Raw genomic sequence first — 24653 nt, 5'->3', positions numbered from 1 at the left:
TTCATTCTCAGTTGTCGGCCATCAGCGAATCTTCACTGACCAGCGCCCCTCATCTCCTGAGGGGAGAATCGTATACGTTCCGGTAAGGCGATCTTCATCTCGCCAACCCCGGAAATGAAAGGTGCCGCGCCCCGTTGGACTGCGAAACTCGATTTTCTCACCATCGGTTTTTCCCATCAGCGGTGTAGTCCCAAATCCCGGTTCATGGATGATCACATCCCCTCGCAGGCTTCCGTCTCGTTGGGGATGAAAGTCCAGTTCCAGCGTCACTTCGCGTCCGCCATCTAGCCCAAGCATACTTCCGGTATGATGTTGAAGCATACTGGCAAGATCACCACGTGACGAAGGGCGCTCCTCACGTGGTGGAGGTTCATCTCGGGGAGTTTCTCGCACCGGGGGTGGAGGTTCTCTACTCACCAGCTGTTCTTGATCATTCTCAACCGTGAACTTCTTTGATGACAGTGGATATCCATTCAGATAAAAGTCGACACGATAGGTTCCAGGAACAAATGCCCCACCGGTGGACCTCCCAATTCGTGCAGTAAACGTGACCTCCTTCGCTTCAAGTTCCACCTGCTTTGCATCCTGCACGGTTCCTAGAGGTTGACCGTTCGGGGCATAGTAGGTTGCTTCAATTCGATGATACGCTGGGACCAGTTCTAACAAGCGGTTACGAAACTGCGCTTCCCAACCAATGAAGCGGACTTTCGATGCCGGAAATTTATCTCCTTGTCCTGATAAGCGCTTCCCCTCTTTGCTGGTATTGCTAAAACGCACGGAGACGAGATCCAGTGGCTTCTTGCTACGCTCATGAATCAGAGATTGGCGCTTCATCTCCTCAGCCGCACGTTTCGCTTCTTCAGCAAGACGGCGGGTACGCTCTTCGATTGCAGGATCAGGCAATGGTGACGTTGGCCGTACGGGCACTGGCAAGGTTCCGCCTTCGGAGGGAGGTACTGCGGCAGCAGCGACTTTCTTGGGCTCAGCTTCGATACGAATATCTTGCGTAGCAAGTTTCTTCTCGCCCCAGTACAGCTCAAACTGATAGTTTCCTTTTGCTCGCTCCTTAAGTCCTTCGAGCAGGGTGACGCCACGAAGACTGACTTGTTCTTCTTCTGGCCGGACAAACCGGCCCCCTTCACTCTTCCCAGCAGCACCACCTTCGGGATCAAAAAAACGCCCTTCAAGTCGATAGGTTGCCCCTTCCACTCCAGCCAGACGGTTCTTCAAGACGACTTCCCATGTCAGATATTGGACTTCACTATCAAGATAGGTGCCTTTCTGGGTGGGCAGTGGGGTCCCATCGCGCGACGTGTTCAACAATTTGACTGACACTAGCTCAAGAGGGTCGGCTCGCAACGCACGTACGCGTTTCTCACGTTCCCAAGGAAGGTTCGCGACGAACTGACGAAACTGCTCTTGTCGCGATTCCGGTAGCCACGCTTCAATTCTCTGCCAAGGGATCTGTTCTCCCCAGCGAGTCATGACGTTACCGTTCAACAAATCGGGGCTGGTGACCACACTGTATGCGACACTGCCGAACAACCCAATCAAGACGAGAGCTGCGAGTCGTCGTCCCCAGTGTCGTTTACGCACCGGTCGCATTTCTTCGGCAACTTCGACATTCGTGCCAACGGCACCGTCCAAGGGCTGGAGAGGTTGCGTTGCCGACTTCGACGCTGGGGGCACAACCGGCGCCTTAAGCCCGCGTCCATAGAGAAACATCTCCTTAAATGCCTCAGCACTCTCGGGACGCTCTTCAGGTTTGTACGCCAGGGCAGTATCAATGGCTTGGGCTAGAAACGGCGAGGCTTCTGGTTTGAGCGAATGGACTGGCGGGAACGAGAATGGTGGATTTTTCTCTGGATCACGGCCAGTGAGCATGTAGTGCATCATCGCAGCGAGAGCGTAGATATCAGAACGCTGATCGACTGACCCAGCATACTGTTCCGGCGGCGCAAATCCTGGAGTCCCAATCAACGTTGCCTTGCCTTGGGGAGTAAAAATACGCGCGATCCCGAAGTCGATGAGCACTATTCGTCCGCTCGGCGTGATAATCACGTTGCCGGGCTTCATATCACGGTAGATGACCGGAGGTTCAAAACTGTGGAGATAGGAAAGGACGTCGCTCAATTCACGACCAACCTCAATAATACGACTCTCAGGAAGCGAACCTCCTTGGTTGGCCAACTCGTTTTCCAAGTTGGTTCCTTCGATGAAATCCATCACCAGGTAATGGCAATGACCTTCACCGAAACGATCGAAGATGGCGGGAATCGCAGGGTGATTCAGTTGGGCGAGGGTATCTGCCTCACGGTGAAAATACTCAATGGCTCGGGCCCGTTCTTCTGGGTTGGTAAATCGGTCAAAGATCTCTTTGACTGCACAGCGTCGATCTGCCAGACGTTGATCATTGGCAATGTACACAAGCCCCATGCCACCGCCAGCGAGGAAGCGCTCGACACGGTATCTTCCCGCGAGAAGCGTTCCAGGCTCAAGCTGTCCATTCTCGTTGCGCGGCATGGCAGATAGTCCTCACTACTCGTGAAATACTACCACAGCCGAAATGTTGTCGCTTCCTCCCCCAGCATTCGCAGCAACGATCAGCTCCGACGTCGCAGCAACGGGTTCTCGATGACGGCTCAGAATATCGGCAATTGCCCCATCTTCTACGTGAGAGGTTAAACCATCACTACAGAGCAACAATCGTGCTCCCCGGCGCAGTGGCCGGCTGATGGTATCGACAGTAATTTGCTCTTTGCTCCCTAACGAGCGAATCAAGACATTGCGATGCTCATGAGTGCGTGCTTCGTCAGCCGTGAGTTGGCCGATCTCCACCAAGCGCGCCACCAACGAGTGATCACGCGAGAGCTGTTGAAGCTGTCCCTGTTCCCAGAGGTAAATCCGACTGTCTCCCACCCATGCCAATGTTGCGCGCTGGTTCTGCAGTAACACAACGACGATTGTTGCCCCAAGCCCTGCCGCACTCGGGTGGTCTTTTGCGTATGTCAGAATGGTCGCATTGGCTGCTTCAACAGCTTCACGCAGACACTGTTCCCACGCGGCTTCGTCTTGGGGTGGCGTCTCGACGCGCGCACGTTCGATGTGTCGAGCAACAGTCTCGATCGCTAACGCGCTGGCGACTTCTCCGGCTTCTGCACCGCCCATACCATCAGAAACGATATACAGACCAGTGAAAGCGTTGCCAGCAACAGTCCCTTGCCCGTCTTCCTTGACCAGCACCGCATCTTCGTTGTGCTCCCGGATCTGACCCACGTCTGTCAACCACGCCGAACGCACCAGGCTCTTCTGGTTGCAGGTCAATAGTGCTGCCTTGAGGGCATCGAGACTCTCATATCGCTCTTTGGGGTCCAGGGCTAACGCTGTACGCAACACGCGTTCAAGATTAGGCGAGAGGACCTTTTCTGGATAGAACACCGGCGGTTCATACTGCACAAGCCAGCCCTCGATAGGCAGCCGCTTTCCCACGAGCAACGTATATAAGAGTGCGCCTACGGCGAAAACATCGGCTGTCGCAGCAAACAACCCTGGCTTATAGGCTTCGGGAGCGGAATAACCATCAGTGACACGTGGCGGATCAAGAACCTCCCCCTTCGCCACCGAGGCATTGAGCTGCGTGATTCGCACCCGCCCTTCTTTGTCAAGCAACACACCCTCGGGCGGTAAGTCTACGCAGAGCAACTCTCGCCGATGCAACACGCCCAAGGCCTGGCACAATTGTACTCCCCAACTCACCGCTTCGCGCTCGCTCGTGCAATCGATCCGTTCGGACAACTTGATGCCAGGGACTCGAGGGCAGACAAGATACACGCGATCGTCTTGACTCATCACGCGGTCAGGAATCAAGAACGCTGGATGCTTCAGTTCGGCAGTACGGGCAATAAGCGTTTGGAACGGCTCAGCCTCCTCACCGGCACGTTCACGCAGCAGGACTGAGCCCCCCGGCGAGGTTGCATCAACAGCGAGGTAACGATTCTCGCGTCCCAGAGGTTCAACTGTCTCAATCGTATACGTGTCCGCGAGTAACGTTCCTGGACTAAGGGGAGTTAACGGCGGTGGCAACGGCTCACTTTGCAACGCGGCACCGCACGCAGTGCAATAGGCCTCCTCTGCAGGATTTTCTTGCCCGCACTCAGGGCAGGAAATATCTGTCGATGAAAGCGGCAGGGAGGCCGGTTGTGGGACTGCGCTCATAGTTCACCAGCCTCGGTTCAGAAGGTCAACGATACAGGCTATCCTATGGACAGTTTGAAGAACGTCTTACCAACGATCACTTCATCACCATCCTTTAACTCTGCCGGTGATCCTGGTTCCAGTCGCTTGCCACGGTTAACGAACGTGCCGTTGAGACTCCCAATATCCTCGATGGTAATGGCATCGTTCATGCGAATGAGAGCATGTTTGCGCGAGATCCGTGCTTCAGGATCATCGTGTTCCATATCAACTTCAGGAAAAGAACCAGAATCGGGGTCCCAGCGACCAACCAGGTTGTCGCCCGCTTGCAAAGGAAAAACTTTCCCAACCGTACCACCGCGCAAAATAGTTAATTGCGCCTGTTGTATGGTTCCCGTGGAAGGTGTAGGCGCTGGGGCTGGAGTAGCAGGAGTAACAGCAGCGGTAGCGACGGCAGCAGGTTCAGCAGGAGCACTGGCTTCGGCAGAGGGTGGCTCTGGGGCTACAACGGGAGCGACTGCAGGAACTGCCACGGCAGCAGGTTCAGCTGGGGTGCCAACCGGGAGCTTCGCTCCACAAGCATCACAGTATTCGAGCCCATCCATGTTCTCGTGGCCACACTCAGAACAACGGATCATATATTTCTCCTTATTAACTCTAAACTCCGAACTTTCTGGTCATTACTCCCGGAGTGCGTCTTTGACGCTTTCTGGATCGAGCATCTGAGTTTTTCGTAGCGTCGCTTGTGCCGTCAGTAATTGTGTCTTCGCAGCCCGAGTCGAAAGGCTCTGAGTCTTCTTCATTTCATTCTGGAGCGAGACTAATGCCTGTGTCGCCTTGGTGTTACCTAACCGCTGCGTTCCAGCAATCGCGTTTCCCAACAAACGGGTTGCTTTATCAACATTCCCCGATGCCACTGCAGCCTCGGCTTGCATCTGGATTTTCGCAATGCTGACTTGATCGACAAGGTTCATCACGTAGCCATTCGCTTTACCGACAGCATCACGTTCAAGCGTGTACATAACGACAGCTTCCGCATCATCACGTTGGTCTCGTGCGTCTGGCGTGTCGTAGCAGAGTTGCGCATGGGCAATGCGAACACGTCCAGGTTTACGAGGCGGAAGCACTAGCACTAATAGTGCAGAACTTGGCGTGCTCGATTCGACATCACCAAGGGGAATCTTGAGCAATCGTTCAGCATCTGGAGTCGCCTCTTTGATGGGGTAAATCTGTGGACTGGCGCGAAAGACTTCCTTGACTTGCACGCCAGCACTAAGCCGTACTTCAATGCGTGCGTTTGTCAGCGCCACATTCCGGAGACCTTCGAGTTCACGCGAAAAGATTCCCGGAATGGTCGCCGGTTCAGCAATGAAATGATAGTTCGCCCCACTCGCTTCGGCTATTTCCATGAGCAGTTTTTCATTAAACTCAATGCCCACACCTAGCGTACTACAGGAAATGCGATCACGATGCTTACGAGCAAGATCGAAGCACTTTCGCTCTTCGTAGGTTTGCCCATCGGTCAAAAGTAGGAGGCGATTGAGTCGATTAGGCGAATAGTTTTTTTCGATCTCCGCAATGGCAGCTTCCATTCCCAACGCCATCTGGGTGCCGCCACCAATCTCTAACTGGTCAATGTCATCGATAGCTCTTTTCACTCGACTCTTATCACGTTGCAGATCGTCTGCCGTAGCGACGACTGCAGCCTTATCAGCAAAGGCAACAACAGTTGCGCGATCATTGGGACCGAGTTGATCAACGAGATATTTGATCGCTTCACTGACGTAGTCGAGCCGCTTCTCGTCATACATCGACCCGCTACGGTCGAGGACAATACCAAGATTGAGCGGTAGGCGCCCTTTTGCGGTGGCCCCTTGGGCTTTAGTTTCGAGCAGGAGATAGAGGATGAAATTTTCAGCACTGCTCAGGACCGCATCTCGACTGCATAACGCATGAAAACCGGTGAGACCTGACACGGAAGGCACCTCCATACAAGGAGCTATACAATTTTATTTCACGTTTCCTATAGCGGTGCAAGTAAATATTCGGCAGCAAAGGAAGACTCCAACAAAAAGAAAAAGCCCCCGGATAAAGGAGGGTAAACCCGGGGGCTTTGGCCACGTTCGTCTGCTGGGGAGAACAGACACGTGGAAGACTCAATGCGTAAGAAAATAATCATCATTTGTGAGATCGCAACCCCTGACTGAGAAAAAACCGCACCTCTGTGACGTGATCTCTTGCCGTACACTTTCTTATCTACGTATGAGACGCACAATCAGTTTTTTTGTTCATCTTTATCTGGCTTACGAAAGGTAGTGTGGCAGCTCTTACAGTCAGCAAAGACTTTCTTGAGTTGCGTCTTGGCCTCTTCTACGTTGTTGTCAGCAGTAGCAGCACCAAGAGCATCGACATTGACACGAAACTCATCCGAAGCTTTGACAAACTCATCCCACTTCTGCCAGATCTCGTCTTTTGCGCGAGAAGTCTCTGAGGTACTTCCTTTAGGAAAAAGCTCGGCGATACGAGTCGAGTGGAGTGCGATCGACTGAGCGTTCACTTTTGCTTCTTTCACTTTTCCCGCTTTAATCTTGTCGTTCAGCTCCTTGGCGTTATCACCAATACTTTCCATCAGGTAGGTGCGAAAAGCGATGACGTCCTTTCCATCAGGCAAGTGCTTCGCATGATTCTCATGAGCGACACTTACTCCTAACCACCCTGCCACCACGATTATTCCCACCGTCAACACACTACGTTTCATCCCGCTCTCCTCTCCTGCATTAGGAACACAGTTATTTATTTTTTGTCTCGATTTTCTGCACGATCGGCGGAATATTTTTGAGATATTGCTCTATAGCTTGCGCATCCGCATCGGTCATATCTTTGTAACCGCCTTCGGGTACTCCCTCAATTACCAAGGCCATCAATCCTTGCACGTTGTCCATATTGGGCAGAAACCCGCTCTTGAGTAACGAGACCATCTCGTCATCGCTCCACTTGCCCACGCCAGTCTCGGGATCAGGAGTAATGTTCGGCGTCACTTCACCATCAATGCCGCTGGGGTTCCCAGCCAGATCACGAGAACGATCAAGCGTTCCCCACAGCGTACGAGGAGTATGACATTCCTGACAATGTGCAACATGCTCACTAATGTAACGTCCTCGCTCAATTCCCGCTGTCGGTGCCTGTGCTGGAGCTGTCATCGGAGTGAAAAACAACCACCGCCAGAGACGATTACCGATATTACTGAAGGGAATAGACAGCTTGTGAGGCTGATTTTCTCGTGCGATGGCAGGCAACGTACGCAAATAGGCAACTAAGGCGACCACATCTTCGTCGCTCATGCCGCTAAAGGCTGGATACGGCATCACCGGACTCATCACTGATCCGTCCCGTCGTATTCCTAAACGCAGACTATCGATCAGCTCTTTATCAGTCCACTTGCCTATGCCGTGGTTGGGATCAGGAGTAATATTGGTCCCATAGAATGTACCGAATGGTGTCTGTAAGGGTCGACCACCTGCATTGGTTGGTCCACCCTCTGCCGTATGACAACCACAACCACCAGAAAGCGCAAAGACATAACGGCCTTTGGTGACAAGATCACTCTCTAGCGCCCAACCATCTCTACTCGATACCAAGAGAATAGCCCCGATAAGACACAGCCCAATCCGCAATCCGCAACCCGCAATCCGCAATCTCCAATTTCTCATGGCGTCGTTTTCTTATGGGGAATACCGTCTGTTTGCAACTATCCTTGTCCTTTGGTCACTTTTGACCTCTCCACAGATTTGTTCTACACAACTTCTGAGTAGTGGGAGGTATGGCATGTGGCGTGGAATTATTCTGGTCTTCTTTTCTTGCTTCTGTATTGCGTGTGGTAGCGATCTCGAATTCGGTACCAATAAAAAAGATGGTCTACGTATCGGCAAAGGTGGAGAATCCTCGTTTCGTTTCGGCGCAAAAGCCGGAGGCGGCCAGAGTGGAACTCGTCGCGTGGAGGAAACCGTTGTGCAAGGCAACATTTTTAACCTGCGCCCAGCTACCGCGCGACCACTCCTCGTCTTTGTTTTTGTTGACTTACGTGATCCTGGCACGTTTCAGGACTTTCGAGATGCCGAAGTTGGCATTATCGGTGAAGATCGGAGCTTCAGCGTCTCACACTTGGCCGCGGGTGATCTCACTATCGTGTTTCTTCTCGATCAAGTCGGAGTTAATCAAGATGGAACAATTGACCGAGGTGATCCAATTGCCCTCTTTCAAGACACGAGCGGACGCCTGAAAGGGCTTTCCGCAAGTACCGAACTCACGCTCGAAGATGTAGATGTATCTTTTGATCTGAACGCTCCCGATTCTGGAACTGCGACGGTTCGAAGCGAAGGGAATATTATTGTCAGGCAGGAATAAACGAGGCTACGGGCCGAAAGCTCAAGAGGGGAATCCAGGAATCTTAGCTTACGTACGCGCTACGGTACTAGAGAGAAAGGCCCTTGGGAGAGAGAAATCGGCCTGCTACACTCACGCCTGTCATGCAGTCACTAGGATTAGGTGCACGGGTATTCGGGTTTCTTCTGGTTGGTGCGTTGTCGTTGATTTATTTGTTCACTCAACTTGGAGAAGCCGATTTTGGACACAGCAGTGGATACACCATTCACGCTGCCTTCTCAAATGCTGGAGGCCTCCGCCCTGGCTCGCCTGTAGAACTTGCGGGCGTTCGGATTGGCCACGTCACTGCGATCCGACTCAACGGCACGCGCGCTGAGGTTTCCTTGAAACTGCACGACGGTATCCCTGTACAGGATGACGCGATTGCCTCCATCTTAACGAAAGGCTTGTTAGGCGAACGATATGTGATAATTTCGCCTGGTGGTTCAGATGAACTGGTTAAACCAGGCGGCAAATTGCGCGAAACCGAATCCCCTCTCGATCTTCCAGGGTTGCTGTCTGCGTACGTCAATTTCAGACAGCGACAGAGTGAGCAGCAAGCTCCCGCTACAGATAAAAAATCATCTGGCACGAAAAAAAAATAGAGCGTCACCTCTTAACGGACCCGACTCCTCCCCACCTGTTGTTCACATGAGCGTACCCGTTCAACATTAGTTCGCAACGTTTTTGCGGTTTCGCTTGCATTTCTTCCCTGTCCGAGGAGTGCCCAGACTTGAGGGCACGATACCTTCGTTTTGTCTTTTTGCACCGTTGCGACGGAAAACGACGGGCGCGATTTGGGCACGAGAGGTAATCGTCGAGTTGGCATCGGCACTGGGGTCACCGAGAGATCTTCTTCTTCTAACGATCCCTTCGTCGTGCTTGGCGGTAATGTCTCTAATGCTTTGAGTCGATTAATTTCCGCTTCGGCAACGTCAAGTGATTGCCGAAGACCTTTATCTGTTTCTTGCAGTGCAGTGATTTCTTTGCGTCCGTCCTCTACCTGACGCGATAGGAGAGAGAGCTGCTTCTGCAGATCGATAATTTGGTCGCCAGTGTGGTCAGAACCACAGGCCTGGAGAACAATCACGAACAGAGCGTAAACGACAGCGAGATTCAACCTCATATCCACCTCCCCTCCACAAAGCCATCACATATTTATTGCCACCGACGTGTACGTTCTTTAGCACGATTCGCTACTGGTTTCATGCGAACCTTGCCACAGGCACCGCATCGCCATTTTTCCTGTTTGTGGGGTCGATGCGCTTGCACCTGCATTTTTCTTCCACAACGAGGGCAGTACATGCCTAAACCCTTAATCGCGTAGCAACATCTTCGTAGTTCGGGTCTTCAGCGTAAATCTTCTCTAACTCCGTGCGCGATTTTTTCGCCTGACCTTGTCCTTCATAGACCAACGCACGCTCATAGCGTAACGCTCGCAGCAACTCATCGGGACGGTCTTTCTGGCGGCGTAAGGTTGTCGTCAAGACATCCGCGGCAGCATCAAGAAGTCCCAGCCCTCGGAGGGCCTGGGCTTTACACAATAGCAACGCGGCATGCACGGCCGACTCGTTCTCTACACTTTCGGTGAGTTTTACCACTTTCTGGAGCGTCTCTTTGTCGCTGTGGTTTTCAGCGAGTAACTCGGCCAAGGATAATTCCACTACCACATCAACGGGCCCACGTTGTTGTAACCGCTCAAGGCAAACAATCGCGTCCGGGATTTTCTCTTGTGCTTGGTACGCTTCTGCCAAGGCAAGTAACGCACCATGCACCGTCGGGGTGATCAATGCGGTCACTTCCTCAGTCACAGGCAAGCTCAGGGTTGCACCGATCCCATAGTTCGATAAGTACCGGCCGAGCTCCGCCTCTTTATCAGCTGCAGCGGCAAGGTATTGCACGGCATCGGCAAACTGCTCTCTTTTGAAGGCTAACACCCCAGCTAAGAATGCCCCATCGGCAAGATGCGTTGCCTGCTGCAGATGGGCGAACGCGGCATCTTCATTGCCGTCAGCCAGCGCCTTACAGCCATCGGCCAGTGCTTTTTGATCGTCAGGAACTTGCAGTTGCGTCAACGCTTCTTTAGTCGCTTTGGCATTTTCTGTTTCTTGTGGAGTTTGCGAAGGAGCTTGCGTCTCCTCTGCAGTTGGAGCTTGTGGTGTTTGTGCAGCTTCCGCTTCAGAAGAACCGCCAAACATCTTGCCAAGTTTTCCCAGAGAAAAGTTGGTCGTGTAATACAAACCGGTGCCAGGAATACCCAAACTGATCCGCGCACCTTGCGGTCCAAGCGTCAACTTCGCACCTTGCGGCCCAAGCGACACCGATCCGCCAGACTTGCTCAAATTCAACGTCACCCCTTTGGCCAGCCCTACCCGTTTGAAAAAGCGAAACCCCATACGCAACCTCCGTTCTTCTCTCTATCGTTATTAAAGGAAAATGGGTAGGAAAAAAACTCGTTGTAGGGAAAAAGAAAACATGACGATGCTCGCGTTGCATTAATCATGAGGGAACGCTATGCCAAATAAAAAGAAACTTTTCGGCACCAAAAGTGACAGGAGATGCGATGGCAGTTGGAGTAACGCTCAAAAATTATCGCTGTTTCAATGACTCGAAGCCCGCTCGCTTCACACTCCGAAAGGGTTTTACGAGCTTCATTGGCGTGAACAACTCTGGGAAGTCGTCACTGCTCAAGTTCTTCTATGAATTCCGAGAGCTTTTCCAAAAGATCGGAACCAACGTTGATGGGATTATAGCTACTATGACCAAGGCTGCTAGTTTCAACTTTCCTAGATCCGTTTTTGATATCGAAGAGGTGTTCAATAACGGCAACAACCGGGATCTAGAGATCCAATTTGTCTTCACGTTTTCTCCAACATCTAGCATTCATCAGTTGGCTGTCACACGAGTATCTCTAAAACTCCCTAGAAACTCCGATACTCCATTCCTTCGATTATCTGTCGACGATAATTGGTTAGACTTCGGTGGACACAAACCTTCTTCAAACGGAACGCTCTTGCAGCAGGTCGATCAAAGCCCTGTCGCCGACGTGGAGATGTTGTTGCCATTCTTTCAATCACTTGCAAATACCCTGTATATTGGACCATTCAGAAACATTCTCGGCTTCACTTCTAACGAGGACTATTTTGATATCAAAGTCGGGCAAGCTTTCGTTCAAATCCGGAGATAATACAAGCTAGGAAAATCAAAACGGCAGCAGAATGTAATTCATAACCTCACAAAAAACCTAAGACATCTGTTTGGATTTGAAGCGCTAGAAATAAACCCTACCTCGGATGGACAAACGCTCCAACTCGTCGTCAACGAAAAACCTTATAAGCTGCCAGAACTTGGCGCAGGATTGGCACAGTTCATTCTTGTTCTTGCCTCTGCTGCAATCAGGAAACCAGCTTGGATACTTATAGACGAGCCAGAACTCAATCTTCATCCATCGCTTCAACTCGACTTCCTCACAACATTAGGCGATTACGCCAGTGAAGGAGTGCTCTTCGCAACTCATAGCATCGGATTAGCACGAGCCGGTTCAGAAAGGATCTACTCTGTCCGTAAGGTTACTGAAGGGCAAAGCGAAGTCGTCCAATTCGACAATACTCTACGTTTGGCGGAATTTCTTGGAGAGTTGAGTTTTTCTGGCTACCGAGAGTTGGGATTCAATAAAATTCTACTCGTGGAAGGTAGCACCGAAATTAAGACAATTCAGCAACTGCTTCGCCTGTACCAAAAAGATCACCAGGTCGTCCTTCTACCCCTGGGTGGCTCGCAGATGATCCATGGGTCACGTGACGGAGAACTTGAAGAGATTAAGCGAATTTCCTCAGATATCTTTGCAGTAATCGACAGTGAACGTTCGCAAGCCAACGAACCTCTGTCCCCGCAGAGACAAGCGTTTGTCGACCTTTGTCGTCGAGTAGGGATCAAGTGTCATATCCTTGAGCGTCGCGCGACAGAGAATTACTTCACAGTTCGTGCGATAAAAGCGGCTTTCAAGGGAGAAACATATCAAGCGCTAGAACCGTATGAAAAGCTTGGAAGTGCAACTCGCAGTTGGGGGAAAAGTGAAAATTGGCGGATTGCTCGCGAGATGAAAAGGGAAGAACTTGACGAAACAGATTTGGGGCAATTCCTTTCATCTTTGTAAGAAGTGAGAAGTGCCATCAGAAATCAGGTAGTTCTTACCGGAGAAAGAATCACCATACGAATTCGGCCTTCTTCAACTACCGAGAAATGCCCAGCCCAATCCGATCGGCTGTCGATTGCCGTTACAGTAACTCGCGCTACGTATTCCGAGGAAGGTGCTCTGACACGAAAGAGAATAACGCCACTTGTCACAGGAAGACCAAAGCGAAAGGCGAGTTCACCGAAGTCTTTATCAAATGTCACAAGGATCCGTTCTTCTTGCCGTGCTTTCTGAAGGACGGTTCGATCGTCACTTCCTGGCGCATCCGTCCTCACCCAAACGACATCATGTCCTTTTTGCCGGAGAGCCTCTACCGCATCGCCGGGAAAGTTTTCATTGGCGAGAATGCGCATTCTCCGAGAACCTCAAGGGATATATTTTCTCAGCACGCAACACTGCACTCGCGTAACCTAAGCAGGCAAGAATATCGTCACGAGTCAGGCCAGGATAGTTACGTAGGATTTCCGATTCTGGCCATCCTTGTGCTAACAAGTCGACAATAAATTCAACAGCCAAGCGAGTGCCCTTTACCACTGGTTTTCCAACCAAGATGTCAGGATTCACAACAATGCGCTCTTGCCAGTCCATAGAAATACTCCTCCCCAGAGATATTGCCTGCGCGCGTACCAATCTACAACGAGAACTGCGATGAAGGTAAAAGATTTTTTGCCCACAAAAAGATGGAGCAGTAAGAAAAGAAAATGGAGGCGGGGGGAATTGAACCCCCGTCCGAGAGTGGTCTACCGAAAGCATCTACAATGCATAGCTCACGATTTGTTCTTATCCTATCAACTCCCGTGAGCGGGATTCTTTAGGATCAGCAGCAGCGAAGTTTCGGACCTGCGCCCTGCGGCGCAACGCAGACCCTATCCCGATTTATGACGTCCTAGTCGGCCCTACGGGCGCGAACCGGTAGAACGCTCACTGCACTAGGCAGCGAGGGCGTATTCAGCGTTGTCTGCAGCTAAATTTGCAGTCTGTCAATTTTACGGGTAAACAGCCCCCGACATTGCCGCCTTGGCTTTCCAGCCCCCGTCGAACCCAGATCGCCCCCTCAGACGTAGAACGTGTTTCGTATTACGTGGACGCCCTTTCGTGAGGTCAGGTATGATTCTCCGACGCTCTACGTAACACGTAACACGCATCACGTACTACGCACTTTGTCTCTCAAGTTGCGCTGCATCCCACGCGCGATATCACGCTGGACTTCACGAGCGCGGATCGTTTCGCGTTTATCGTAAGTCTTCTTTCCACGCGCGAGCGCTAACTCAACTTTCGCACGACCATTCTTGAAATATAAGCGCAATGGAATCAGGGTCAACCCCTGCTCCTGCACTTTTCCCATTAACCGCATGATCTCCTTCTTGTGCATCAGAAGTTTACGCGTGCGCGTAGCGTCAACATTAAAATAATGGGCAGGCTCGTAGGCGTTGATATGCGCGTTGATCAGGGTCATCTCTCCCCTCTCGACGCGCCCATAACTGTCCTTCAGTTGCGCTCGTCCGTCACGCAGTGACTTTACTTCACCACCAGTCAGCACAATGCCCGCCTCGAACTTCTCTTCGATTTCATAGTCGAAGCGCGCGCGACGGTTGACGCAAATCGTTTTTTCTTGGGGTGTGGTTGGGCGTGGCATGTCACAGCTTTCAGCAGTCAGCTTTCAGCGATCAGCTTAAACCTGGATCGTATACTTGTCAGTAACATCTTTGGGCTGAAAGCTGAAGGCTGATAGCTGAAAGCTTATCGCAGCACTCTATTATCAATCAACCGTACTTCGCCAACCCACGCGGCAATTGCGAGCAGCGTTGGCCCGGAGATTTGCGTGGTTTCTTCCAGCGTTTCAGGATGACACAACGACGCGTACTCCAGCCGTGTACCACCAGCTTGCGCTAAGGTATCACGAACCATCTGTAAGATCTTGTCACTCTGCTTTTCACCTTTGGTGACCAGGTCCTGCGCTTGTTTCAGCGCGCGCGAGATGCAAAGACTAGTTTTTCTCTCGCTCTCGCTCAATCGTGCATTGCGCGAACTCATGGCAATGCCATCAGTCTCGCGGATCGTTGGCATAGGAATAATCTCAAGATCGAAATTGAGATCCTTGACCATGCGCTGAATCGTCACACACTGCTGGAAGTCTTTCTCGCCAAAGATGGCAAAGTGCGGTTTGACGATATTGAAGAGCTTGGCAACCACCGTCGTGACACCACGGAAATGTCCCGGACGAAATGCTCCACAAAGCGGTTGGGTGACCTTTTCTACTTCAACCGCAGTCTGAAAATTCTCTGGGTACATTTCTGGTGCGGTGGGATAAAAGAGCACGTCGGTTCCCACTTCTTCGAGCATGCGCTGATCTTGCTCAACATTGCGCGGGTACTTGTCAAAGTCCGAAGCTTGGTTGAACTGCATCGGATTCACGAAGATCGTGACAACAACAAGGTCCGCACGCTTCTTCCCTTCACGCACTAAGCTGAGATGCCCATCATGAAGAAAACCCATCGTCGGCACGCAGGCAATCTTCTTTCCTTCGAGCCGACGCGCTTCTGACCACTGCTGCATGTCTGGAATATGGTTGATGATTTTCATATATGAACTCGATGACAAGAGGCTAGAGACTTGTGTTCCCATCTCTACCAAGCCCCTAGTCCCAAGCCTCTAGCCTCTAATGAAACGACTGTGCATCCGCCGGGAACGTCCCGCTACGCACTTCGCTCATATAGGTATTCACCGCTTGAGAGATGACGCCGTGCAGATCGGCATACCGTTTGGCAAACTTCGGCGCATAGCGCTCAGACAAACCAAGAATGTCGTGAATCACGAGAATTTGCCCGTCGCAATATGGCCCGGCACCAATGCCAATCGTCGGAATCGGTAGCATCTGAGTAATCTCGTGGGCAAGGTCCATTGGTACCCCTTCAAGTACAACGGCAAAGGCCCCCGCATCAGCGACAGCCTGGGCATCTTCAATCAGACGTTCGCGTGCGCCAGGCTGGCGGCCAGATTTCTTGCCTTGGACTTTGAACCCACCCATGCGATGTACCGACTGCGGAGTCAGGCCGATGTGGGCCATCACCGGAATATCGACATTCACGATCGCCTTCATCACTCGCGCGATGTTTACACCACCTTCTAGCTTAACGGCTTCAACGCCACCTTCTTTCAACAGGCGGCCAGCGTTGGCAATCGCATCGCAAGTGCCAGCTTGATACGATAAGAATGGCATGTCCCCTACCACCAAGGCACGAGGACGTGCGCGCGTGACAAGCTTACAGTGGTACACCATCTCGTCCATAGAAACCGGAATGGTGGTGTCCATCCCTTGGACAACGGTGCTGACAGAATCACCAACTAACAACACATCGATCCCACAGCCGTCGAGAATACGGGCAAACGGATAATCGTAGGCGGTAAGTGCCGTGATTTTCTGCCCCGTGGCTTTGAAACGTTGCAGTTCAGGGACAGTCACTTTAGGTGCAGCAGCGGTCATGAGTCTCTCCTCCTCACAACCAAGCCCGAAAGGCTGCATAGATCACTGGAGAAAAGCGGGGCACGGTTTTCCTTTTCTGAATAACGAACGCCCTTTGCCCGTTTCGCCTTCTACCCGTTTCCCTATATCGCCATCCGTCTCGGTCCAATTAATAGTGGATCCAAGCGGTCGCCTTCTACTCTCTTCTCTCTCCTAGCGAGTCTTGCTTCTGGGTCGACAACTTCGTCGCCCATCATCAGCTCCTCTCGCAAGTTCCCTCTCATCGTCGAAAGTACAGCGAAAAATTTGGCAGCGCAGATAGCACACTTTTCTTTCGCTTGTCTAGTAGCCTCCCTCTCAAGATTTGTCCTTCGTATGATCCCTGCTAAACTGCCCTGTATGCGTTTGCAAGATACCCTTGGTTCTTTGTTCATGGTCGGCATTCCCCGACCACAGTTAGACAATGAAACACGTCAACAACTCCAAGAGTTGCGCCCCGGGGGCATTGTTCTTTTCCGTCGCAATTACACGACTCCAGAGGCACTCGCGAGCCTGTGTACAGAAATTCACTCATTGTTCGCTACACACCGGCCTATCATCGCCTTGGATCACGAAGGAGGTCGCGTCCACCGTCTGCAACCGCCGTTCACGCACTTTCCCGCCATGTTTAAGGTGGGCCAAGCCAATTCTGTCGATCTCGCCTATCGAGTCGGCCTTGCTATGGGGCACGAACTCCGCAGTGTCGGCATTGATCTCGATTTCGCGCCCGTGCTTGATGTGCTTACCAACCCAGCCAATACAGTTATTGGCGATCGGGCGTTTTCGACTGATCCCTATCAGGTCGCACTTTTTGGGCGCGCGCAAGCGCGTGGGCTGCGCGACGCGGGACTTATTCCCTGTGGCAAACACTTTCCAGGACACGGTGGGACCTTACTCGACTCGCATGATGACCAACCCAAGGACGAGCGCAGCCTTGAAGAATTGAGCACGGTTGATCTGTACCCTTTTCAGCAGCTCATTGCGGAGGGAATCGAAATGATCATGTCCGCGCATGTCGTCTACACTGCGCTTGATCCGGAGTTTCCCGCTACTGCATCACAGAAAATTCTCACGGGCTTACTGCGACAGCAGATGGGGTTCAATGGTGTGATTATCACCGATGATCTGGAAATGGGTGCAGTGGTTCGCCACTCGACTATCGATCAAGCCGTTATCAGTGCCCTCACTGCTGGTGCAGACATGCTGCTGGTTTGTCATAAAATTGACCTGGCAATATCGGCCCGCAATGCGTGCGAGCAAGCGGTAAAAAGCGGCGTTCTTGCTCACACTCGCGTGGAAGAAGCAGCCCACCGCATTGCCACACTGAAGAACCATCAACAACGTCGGACCTCTGTTACAGAGCCAATCGGCTCGCAGGCACACGCACGCCTCGTCGAGGAGATTCAACGGACGACGGCGTAATAAAGGCAGGGGTAAAAAGTAAAATGGGGAAATGGCGAAAAAGAAAGAGGGGGACTTCTGTCGCTGTCTTGCACGTTTTATCTTTTCGCCTTTTCGCCTTTTCGTCCTTTCGTCCTTACGTCCTGCTCCTTGACTAACTGCGGGAGCGTTCGCTGAAACGGCCCTCGCGCCACCCCTTTTTCTGTCACGATCGCCGTAACGAGTTCGTGCGGCGTGACATCGAAAGCCGGATTTGCAACCCGCATGTTAGTTGGCGCGACTTGCTTACCAAAGACATGCGTCACTTCACGTGAGGAGCGTTCTTCGATCGGGATCTGCTTACCACTCGGACAGGCCAGATCGATCGACGACGTTGGCGCAGCGACATAGAACGGCACCTTGTGACGAGCGGCCAACACCGCCGACGTGTAGGTACCAATCTTGTTCGCGACATCTCCGTTGGCAGCAGTGCGGTCAGTGCCGACAATCACGCAGTCAATTTTCCCTTGCTGCATAAAGTGACCAACCATGTTGTCGGTGATCAGCGTTGCGGGAATACCTTCTTTTTGCAGCTCCCATGCCGTTAATCGCGCACCTTGAAGAAACGGCCGAGTCTCAGGAACAAAAACTGAGATGTTCTTCTTTTGTTCCCACGCGGTACGGATCACACCCAGTGCAGTGCCATAGCCAGCCGTTGCTAACGCCCCAGCATTACAGTGCGTAAGAATGGTTGCGTCTTTAGGAATGAGTGTCGCTCCGTAGCGGCCCATACGACGATTGGCAGCAATATCTTCCGCATGCATCTTCAACGCTTCGCGTGTCAACGCTTCACGGATCGCGTCGGTGCCCTGCTTCTGCGCTCGTTGATACACACGACGCATCCGCTCGATTGCCCAGAACAGGTTCACCGCGGTAGGACGCGTCGCTGCAAATACCTGGCAGAGTCGTGCAAACTCTTCGGCGTCGCCCACTTTCTTGAGTTGATACGCCCCAAGCGCAATACCCATTGCCGCCGAAACACCAATGGCTGGCGCACCGCGTACGACCATATCTTTGATGCCTTTGGCGACCCCGCGATAGTCACGGTAGGTGCGATAAATCTCTTTGGTCGGAAGTAGTCGTTGATCGAGCATCACGACCGCATTGTCTTGCCATTCGACAGTAAAAAAATCAGACATGTTACACAAATGAAAAATGAAGAATGGAAAATGAAGAATGGAAAATGAAGAATTGATGAGTAAGAAGGCTCATATCAATTTTTAATTCTCCATTTTTAATTTTTAATTATTTCGACTCCAGTTGCCGGTTTCCACGTTGCCACGACGTGGTCATCCGGTAGACGTTTGATCGTCACTTCATCCATTTCCTCACCAGAAGTGAATATCTTGAGGGTCTGCGCATGTTGCACCCAGGTGTCGACAATGAACTGCACGACGGTCTTTTGCTTATCGCCAGACAAGTCCTGCCACTGCTCTGTGACCTTGGCGACGAACATCTTCCCGTCGAGCCGTACTTCCATCCCGTAATACACGTCTGCCCACAGGCTCTTATCGAGATCCGCGTTCACCTTGTGAACACAGGTCAACACGTGTGGATTGGCATCCTTCGGAAAATCCGCGGGAATCTCTGGTTCGCGTTCCATTTCCTGAACCGGCGAGAATTTCGCGAGTTCTTTTTCTGATGATTGGTCGTCGTATTGAAAATACAAAATGACGGCAAAAGCACCAAACAACACGACCATTGGTGCTTTGCGGATAAATGTAAGAATACCATCGAATACCGCACCAATGGTCTGGAGGATCGAACGAGACTGCGTCGTATTCGGTGAAGGATTTGGATTTGTCGATGACATGAGCGAAGGAATTTAGCACAAGAACGCAAACTAATGAATGAGAAAACCGGCTTCAAGCTATAGGCCGAAGGATACAGGGAGAAAAGGGGTAGGACAATTCTTCAGCCTTACCTTTTTGACTTATGGCCTTTTCGCCCTATAGCCTACAGCCTGAAGCCTATCGCCTGTTTTTATCCCCACAATCTCTTTGTCGCTAGTTGCGCTCCTTCAGCGCAAGCTTTGAGTTTCGCCCATACGACATCCTCACCCACCATTTCCCAACCAGCGAACGTGCCAAAGCCACAGTCAGAACCAGCAATCACACGCGTGCGATCTCCAATCACATCCACGACCTGGCAAATGCGATCGGCGACCACTTCTGCTGGTTCGATATAATTCGTTGTTGAATCGATTACTCCAGGAATCAGGATTTTTGTATCGGGTAATTTATGTTTCCGGAACACTTTGTATTCATGCTGATGGCGTGGGTTTGACATTTCTAATGACAATGCCCCAACGTTCGCCTGGTACAGAATCGGCAAGATGTCTTCGAGCGGTACATCGTGATTATGCGGGCCGTCATAATTCCCCCAGCACACGTGCAGTCGCACCCGATCAGCAGGGATGTTCTGCACCGCATGATTCACTGCCGTAATGTGTAATTCAACGATCTTCTGGAACTCTGGCAATGATAAATCTTGGAACAAAAAGGTTCGCTCCATTGCCAAGTCGGGAGCGTCAAGTTGCAACACAAATCCCTGTGCATGAATAGACTCATACTCTTTGCGCATTTGTTCGGCGACGGCCATCACATAGCGTTCGTGTGAATCGTAATAGGCATTCAACATCGTCGTGCAAATGATTCCCGGCGAGGCAGCAGTCATAAACCGCTCGACAAACTGCTTTGGCGCTTGGTCCATACAACGACGAGTCAAAGCACACTCTTTTTGCACGCCGGTTAAGTCTTCATACTGAACCTCAGCTCTCGCCTCTGGTGCGTTAAAGACTTTCGCTCGACCCATATCTCGCCGTTGCAGAATCGCCATGAAATCGGGAAACTCGCGCATATCTTGCGGAACCGGCCGCTTACTTTCTCCAGCAAATCCGGTCATGCGCTGAGGCACGTAGGTCTGAAAGCCGATCCGTGGCTGCTCGCCATCATTTCCAATATCAACACCAGCTCCGAGCTGTTTCTCAATCACATGCTTCACTGCTTGTTCTGCAACTCGCTCTAGGTTTGCCACATCAACTTTTTCACCTTGTTCTTGACGGATCAGCAAATCGCTGAGCGCAGCCTTGCGAGGTAAACTCCCAACATGCGTCGTGAGAATGCGGGTATCACTCTTTTTCATTTTTGACTCCCTTACAAAAGACGCGATGCACAAAATATAACGAGAATGTAAAGGAATGAGGATAGCAAAGAGCCTCTTTCATGTTTCACACTCGCACCTGACATTTATTGCGGCGGCACTATACCACATTTCGTTCCGTGGTCCATGTTGCCTCCCCTTGATCTCGATCACCAGATGAGCAAGAAGGACATCGTGATCGTGCGTGCATTGCATTAGACAGTGGCTCCCGCATTGCCTTTCCCTCCCCCACTTTACGTACTTGCGTGCTGTGGAGAGGCATGTCTATACGCTTCTCCACCTGAAAACATCCTTTCTCTCTTTTTTCTTGCAATGCAGGGGATCATCACTTAACTGTAGCAATGACGATAAGGAAGTAAATTTTCCAGTAAGGAGGAGGAGTATGGCAGTAAATATTTTAGATCTCGCAAAGACGGCGTTGACTCCGGATATCATGCAGAAGGTGAGTGCGCTCATCGGAGAGAGTCCCGCGAATACGCAAAAGGCCGTTGACGGTGCCATTCCCAGTGTACTGGCAGGTTTGTTGAATTTTGCATCATCAAACGCCGACGGCCCTGCTCGGCTTATCAATTTACTTACACAAGGAAACCTGACAAACCTTTTGGGTAACCTTTCTGGCTTACTCAGTGGCGGGAGTTCGACACAAGATTTCCTCAAGACTGGTAAGGATCTACTCGGCATCGTTTTCGGTGGGAAACTCGGAGCACTGACAGACTTGGTCGCGAATAGCAGTGGAATCAAAGGAACGTCCGCAACCTCCTTGCTCAGTCTTCTTGCTCCGCTTCTGCTTGGTTTACTCGGACGCGAAACTACTTCACAAGGACTGAACCCAGCGAATCTTGTCAGTCTCCTCCTCGGCCAGAAAGATCTGCTCTCGAAAGCAGCGCCAGCAGGACTTGCTGGCGTTCTTGGGCTCGCGAACCTCGGCAATCTCGGCTCTAGCTTGGCCGATACAGCAGCACGGGTTGCTACCGGAGCCGCCAGCGCTGCAGCCACACGTGCGGTCGAAACTACGACCGGAGGAAGCGGCGTAGGCAAGTGGGTTATCCCACTCTTGCTCGCAGGTCTTCTCATCCCGTGGTTTCTTTTCTCACGCGGTTGCAGCGAACAACCTGCGCCTGTTGCCCAACACGAAATGACGCCACCACCCGTCGCTCGGCCAACGCCTCCTCCGCCACCGCCAGCGCCTGTTGCACAGCCGACACCGCCACCTGCACCGGCAGCGCCGCCAGTCGAGAGTATTGCGTTACCTGGAGGGGCATCTATCTCGCTCACCTCGGGTTCATTCAACTATAGATTGGCAAAGTTTTTGGCCGACACAGCAGATCCTACTGTTCCACGGACGTTTGTCTTTGATAACCTGAACTTCGAATTTGGAACGACAAAACTTACACCGGAGTCAGAACAAACAGTGAAGGATCTGATCGCGATCCTCTCAGCCTATCCTTCGACTGAAGCACGACTAGAAGGTCACACAGATAGTGTCGGTGACGCCGAGGCTAACAAGAAGCTCTCTCAAGACCGGGCAGATTCGGTCAAAGCCGTTATGGAGGCAAGTGGAATTGCTCCAGCTCGTTTGTCGACCATGGGACATGGTCAAGAGAAACCCACTGCCTCAAACGATACCGAAGAAGGCCGAGCGCAGAATCGGCGCCTAGAGTTGGTAGTTGTAAAGAAATAGGAATCTACCAACCGGGGGCACGGTGAATCGCGCCCCCGGTTTATTGTCACCGCACTGGACGAAGAACCACTTTCTCAGCACGACACGAATCGCGCACCTCCCTACCGCAAGCCCGAGGGTTCAGATCTTTATCTAAACATACCCGCACTTCACTCAGGAACCGCCCTTTACAGATGAGTGCAAAGTTCTGATCGCTGAAGTTTCGATTTGCTGCAACAAGATCACTCTTCAATCGACGAGGGGCAACGGACATTGCATCTTGAGGGTTTTTATACAGTGGAGGAATGGTAACTAAGGCGAACGCATCCTCGACTTTCTCAAAATACTGTCCGGAATTCATTCCACTGCAGGTACCATGTTTCTTCCACTGATGACGAATCAGTCGCTCACTGGGCATGATCGGCAGGAGACGTTCGACTACCTCCTTGTTGACCTGAGAATTGTTGCGACAAAACTGCGGATAGCCACGATCGTGTTGCGGCCATAAGCCATGCACCACAAAGCCAAACCGCCGCTCTCCATTGCACTGAGTCGAGCCACCACCTCCTGGATTTCCAGCACAGTACTCGGGTGACCAGGAAAGACTGAAGACATAATAGTCGAACCGGCCAGCTTGATCGCGCAAGAAAGTACCGAATTGCGCGTCGGCTCGCTCACTCCTAAGTATCACCACCAGTACCAGCACGGCCCAAAAAACGAAATTGTTTCGTCGCATAACACCACCCCTCCATGACCCCTAAACATAGAAGAAAGTCTATGGTAGGCAAAGGACAGCAAAATACTTCCCGCCACCGGGAAGGAAGAAAAAATGAGGGAACCACAAATGAGTACGGAACACGTGCACACATCGACACAGAACGGGAAAGAAATGGCAACGTTGGGTGGAGGTTGTTTTTGGTGCTTAGAGGCCGTTTACCTGGACATGAAAGGCATCGACAAGGTCGAGTCAGGCTATTGCGGGGGAACTGTGCCCAATCCAACCTATTACCAAGTCTGTGAGGGTGATACCGGTCATGCTGAAGTGGTGCGACTGACCTTCGACCCACGCGAAGTTTCCTACAAAGATATACTCAAAGTCTTCTTTACCATTCATGACCCCACGACCTTGAATCGCCAGGGAGCAGATGTGGGAACACAGTATCGCTCAGCGATTTTCTATCACTCGCAGGAACAGAAGGTCGCAGCGGAAGAAACCATCAAGGAACTCACCGCAGAAAAAATTTGGGAGAATCCCATCGTTACCCAGCTCGCTCCACTTGACACCTTTTATGTAGCTGAAGATTACCATCAAGAATATTTCGCGCGGAATCCCTACCAACCGTATTGCCAGTATGTCGTGGCCCCAAAGGTTATGAAATTTCGTAAGTACTTCACCGAAAAATTAAAGCGCTGATCGCAGTGCAACTTTTTCTCCTCTTGCTTGTTTTACCTAAGTATCGTAGGGAGAAACCCTAAACATAAGAAAGAAGGAGGAGGTTTTTCCTGTCTTCAAAGCAGGAAAATCAGCAATATACCCCATGAAGAAACATTCAGCGAATCGTGCTTCTTCATCTCACCGACCTGCACTGCCATTGTTCCTTTATGACTTAACGGCGGCAACGCAGTTGCTCCCCCCTGCCGCCGTATTACCAGAACAATTCTATGGGTCAGTAAACAGAACGGATTCAAGCCGCGGTGAGGTCGCCTTGATGCGTGCCGTTCTCGAAGACGCGATTAGTTGTTTTCAACGAACTCCAAGCTCGAACACAGACCGTACGACGCAAGATGCAGAGCGGTGGCTTTTTAGCGATGACTCCCGCTGGCCTTTCTCATTTATTAATATCTGCGCAGTGTTAGAAAGTGTTTTTTAATTCGTATTTTCCGTCGTCACCATCCGCAGCGTGCGCCGGATACTGGCCAAGTACACCATAGCGTCACTGGAAACGGTGGTATGTTCGAAGTCCCGACACAAGCGCCGCTAGCGCCCCAGCCAACCGAAGGACCGCTCCACCACCCAGCGGCGGGGCAACACGGTAAAGCCTTTGGCGTCTGCCGAACGGCGCACCACCTCCAAGCGC

General features: G+C 51.6%; 25 protein-coding genes and 1 other RNA gene. 8 read left to right on the top strand and 18 right to left on the bottom strand.

The genetic code is table 11. The features are described from left to right. Positions 1-21: 21 nt before the first annotated feature. The 6 genes from FJ147_02215 to FJ147_02190 form a co-directional block, all read right to left on the bottom strand. Positions 22-2523: a hypothetical protein gene (locus FJ147_02215; GenBank protein ID MBM4254692.1), complete on the bottom strand. Its 2502-nt coding sequence runs from the start codon at positions 2521-2523 to the stop codon at positions 22-24. 15 nt (positions 2524-2538) lie between these two features. After that, positions 2539-4215 (bottom strand): Stp1/IreP family PP2C-type Ser/Thr phosphatase, encoded by a 1677-nt coding sequence (locus FJ147_02210; protein MBM4254691.1) that lies wholly within the window; start codon positions 4213-4215, stop codon positions 2539-2541. A 38-nt stretch (positions 4216-4253) separates the two neighbouring features. Then, positions 4254-4832 (bottom strand): FHA domain-containing protein, encoded by a 579-nt coding sequence (locus FJ147_02205; protein ID MBM4254690.1) that lies wholly within the window; start codon positions 4830-4832, stop codon positions 4254-4256. 42 nt (positions 4833-4874) lie between these two features. Further along, entirely contained in the window at positions 4875-6185 is a 1311-nt protein-coding gene (locus FJ147_02200; protein ID MBM4254689.1) for a VWA domain-containing protein, read from the bottom strand. A gap of 284 nt (positions 6186-6469) precedes the next feature. After that, positions 6470-6952 (bottom strand): cytochrome c, encoded by a 483-nt coding sequence (locus tag FJ147_02195; GenBank protein MBM4254688.1) that lies wholly within the window; start codon positions 6950-6952, stop codon positions 6470-6472. A gap of 31 nt (positions 6953-6983) precedes the next feature. Then, the gene (locus FJ147_02190) at positions 6984-7904 is read right to left on the bottom strand and encodes a cytochrome C (GenBank protein MBM4254687.1); all 921 of its coding nucleotides are present in this window, start codon (positions 7902-7904) and stop codon (positions 6984-6986) included. Between the two features lie 115 nt (positions 7905-8019). Here FJ147_02190 and FJ147_02185 point away from each other — a divergent pair, with 115 nt between their 5' ends. Beyond that, positions 8020-8598: a hypothetical protein gene (locus FJ147_02185; protein ID MBM4254686.1), complete on the top strand. Its 579-nt coding sequence runs from the start codon at positions 8020-8022 to the stop codon at positions 8596-8598. Positions 8599-8720: 122 nt separating this feature from the next. Then, entirely contained in the window at positions 8721-9221 is a 501-nt protein-coding gene (locus FJ147_02180; protein MBM4254685.1) for an outer membrane lipid asymmetry maintenance protein MlaD, read from the top strand. Positions 9222-9232: 11 nt separating this feature from the next. On the opposite strand, the gene FJ147_02175 is transcribed toward FJ147_02180, so the two are convergent. Together FJ147_02175 and FJ147_02170 are read right to left on the bottom strand one after the other, a co-directional pair. Continuing rightward, entirely contained in the window at positions 9233-9742 is a 510-nt protein-coding gene (locus FJ147_02175; GenBank protein MBM4254684.1) for a hypothetical protein, read from the bottom strand. Positions 9743-9923: 181 nt separating this feature from the next. Further along, complete coding sequence (locus tag FJ147_02170) at positions 9924-11012, bottom strand: DUF4236 domain-containing protein (GenBank protein MBM4254683.1); 1089 nt, start codon at positions 11010-11012, stop codon at positions 9924-9926. Between the two features lie 167 nt (positions 11013-11179). On the opposite strand from FJ147_02170, the gene FJ147_02165 reads away from it, so the two are divergent. Both FJ147_02165 and FJ147_02160 read left to right on the top strand, forming a co-directional pair. Next, positions 11180-11803 (top strand): ATP-binding protein, encoded by a 624-nt coding sequence (locus FJ147_02165; protein MBM4254682.1) that lies wholly within the window; start codon positions 11180-11182, stop codon positions 11801-11803. 36 nt (positions 11804-11839) lie between these two features. Further along, positions 11840-12772, top strand: coding sequence for a hypothetical protein (locus tag FJ147_02160; GenBank protein MBM4254681.1), 933 nt, complete (start codon positions 11840-11842; stop codon positions 12770-12772). Positions 12773-12795: 23 nt separating this feature from the next. Here FJ147_02160 and FJ147_02155 read toward each other — a convergent pair whose 3' ends face one another. The 6 genes from FJ147_02155 to panB all read right to left on the bottom strand — a co-directional run bounded on the left by FJ147_02155 (position 12796) and on the right by panB (position 16295). Then, the gene (locus FJ147_02155) at positions 12796-13164 is read right to left on the bottom strand and encodes a hypothetical protein (GenBank protein ID MBM4254680.1); all 369 of its coding nucleotides are present in this window, start codon (positions 13162-13164) and stop codon (positions 12796-12798) included. Next, complete coding sequence (locus FJ147_02150) at positions 13145-13399, bottom strand: DUF433 domain-containing protein (GenBank protein ID MBM4254679.1); 255 nt, start codon at positions 13397-13399, stop codon at positions 13145-13147. The genes FJ147_02155 and FJ147_02150 overlap by 20 nt, the downstream gene beginning before the upstream one ends. A gap of 111 nt (positions 13400-13510) precedes the next feature. After that, positions 13511-13865, bottom strand: a transfer-messenger RNA (tmRNA) gene (gene ssrA, locus FJ147_02145). 90 nt (positions 13866-13955) lie between these two features. Further along, positions 13956-14447 carry an SsrA-binding protein SmpB gene (smpB, locus tag FJ147_02140; protein MBM4254678.1) on the bottom strand — a complete coding sequence of 164 codons (492 nt, stop codon included), beginning with the start codon at positions 14445-14447 and terminating at the stop codon, positions 13956-13958. 104 nt (positions 14448-14551) lie between these two features. Next, on the bottom strand, positions 14552-15394 hold the full coding sequence (locus tag FJ147_02135) for a pantoate--beta-alanine ligase (GenBank protein ID MBM4254677.1): 843 nt from the start codon (positions 15392-15394) through the stop codon (positions 14552-14554). Positions 15395-15470: 76 nt separating this feature from the next. Beyond that, a complete protein-coding gene (gene panB, locus FJ147_02130) occupies positions 15471-16295 on the bottom strand; it encodes a 3-methyl-2-oxobutanoate hydroxymethyltransferase (GenBank protein ID MBM4254676.1) in 825 nt (274 codons plus the stop codon). Between the two features lie 354 nt (positions 16296-16649). On the opposite strand from panB, the gene nagZ reads away from it, so the two are divergent. Beyond that, positions 16650-17735: a beta-N-acetylhexosaminidase gene (gene nagZ, locus FJ147_02125; GenBank protein MBM4254675.1), complete on the top strand. Its 1086-nt coding sequence runs from the start codon at positions 16650-16652 to the stop codon at positions 17733-17735. 77 nt (positions 17736-17812) lie between these two features. Here nagZ and mtnA read toward each other — a convergent pair whose 3' ends face one another. The 3 genes from mtnA to FJ147_02110 form a co-directional block, all read right to left on the bottom strand. Beyond that, positions 17813-18892, bottom strand: a complete 1080-nt coding sequence (gene mtnA, locus FJ147_02120) for an S-methyl-5-thioribose-1-phosphate isomerase (GenBank protein MBM4254674.1) — start codon at positions 18890-18892, stop codon at positions 17813-17815. A 95-nt stretch (positions 18893-18987) separates the two neighbouring features. Further along, entirely contained in the window at positions 18988-19566 is a 579-nt protein-coding gene (locus tag FJ147_02115) for a hypothetical protein (GenBank protein ID MBM4254673.1), read from the bottom strand. A 170-nt stretch (positions 19567-19736) separates the two neighbouring features. Beyond that, positions 19737-20897: a cobalamin-independent methionine synthase II family protein gene (locus FJ147_02110; protein MBM4254672.1), complete on the bottom strand. Its 1161-nt coding sequence runs from the start codon at positions 20895-20897 to the stop codon at positions 19737-19739. A gap of 400 nt (positions 20898-21297) precedes the next feature. Here FJ147_02110 and FJ147_02105 point away from each other — a divergent pair, with 400 nt between their 5' ends. Beyond that, positions 21298-22596: an OmpA family protein gene (locus FJ147_02105; protein MBM4254671.1), complete on the top strand. Its 1299-nt coding sequence runs from the start codon at positions 21298-21300 to the stop codon at positions 22594-22596. Between the two features lie 46 nt (positions 22597-22642). On the opposite strand, the gene FJ147_02100 is transcribed toward FJ147_02105, so the two are convergent. Beyond that, complete coding sequence (locus FJ147_02100) at positions 22643-23311, bottom strand: ribonuclease T(2) (GenBank protein ID MBM4254670.1); 669 nt, start codon at positions 23309-23311, stop codon at positions 22643-22645. Between the two features lie 108 nt (positions 23312-23419). On the opposite strand from FJ147_02100, the gene msrA reads away from it, so the two are divergent. Then, a complete protein-coding gene (gene msrA, locus FJ147_02095) occupies positions 23420-23989 on the top strand; it encodes a peptide-methionine (S)-S-oxide reductase MsrA (protein ID MBM4254669.1) in 570 nt (189 codons plus the stop codon). A gap of 124 nt (positions 23990-24113) precedes the next feature. After that, positions 24114-24446 (top strand): hypothetical protein, encoded by a 333-nt coding sequence (locus FJ147_02090; protein ID MBM4254668.1) that lies wholly within the window; start codon positions 24114-24116, stop codon positions 24444-24446. Positions 24447-24653: the final 207 nt, after the last annotated feature.

It is taken from the genome of Deltaproteobacteria bacterium, from assembly GCA_016874775.1.
In the GTDB taxonomy this organism is placed as follows: domain Bacteria; phylum Desulfobacterota; class Binatia; order Bin18; family Bin18; genus VGTJ01.
This window is presented reverse-complemented; position numbering and strand designations above follow the sequence as displayed.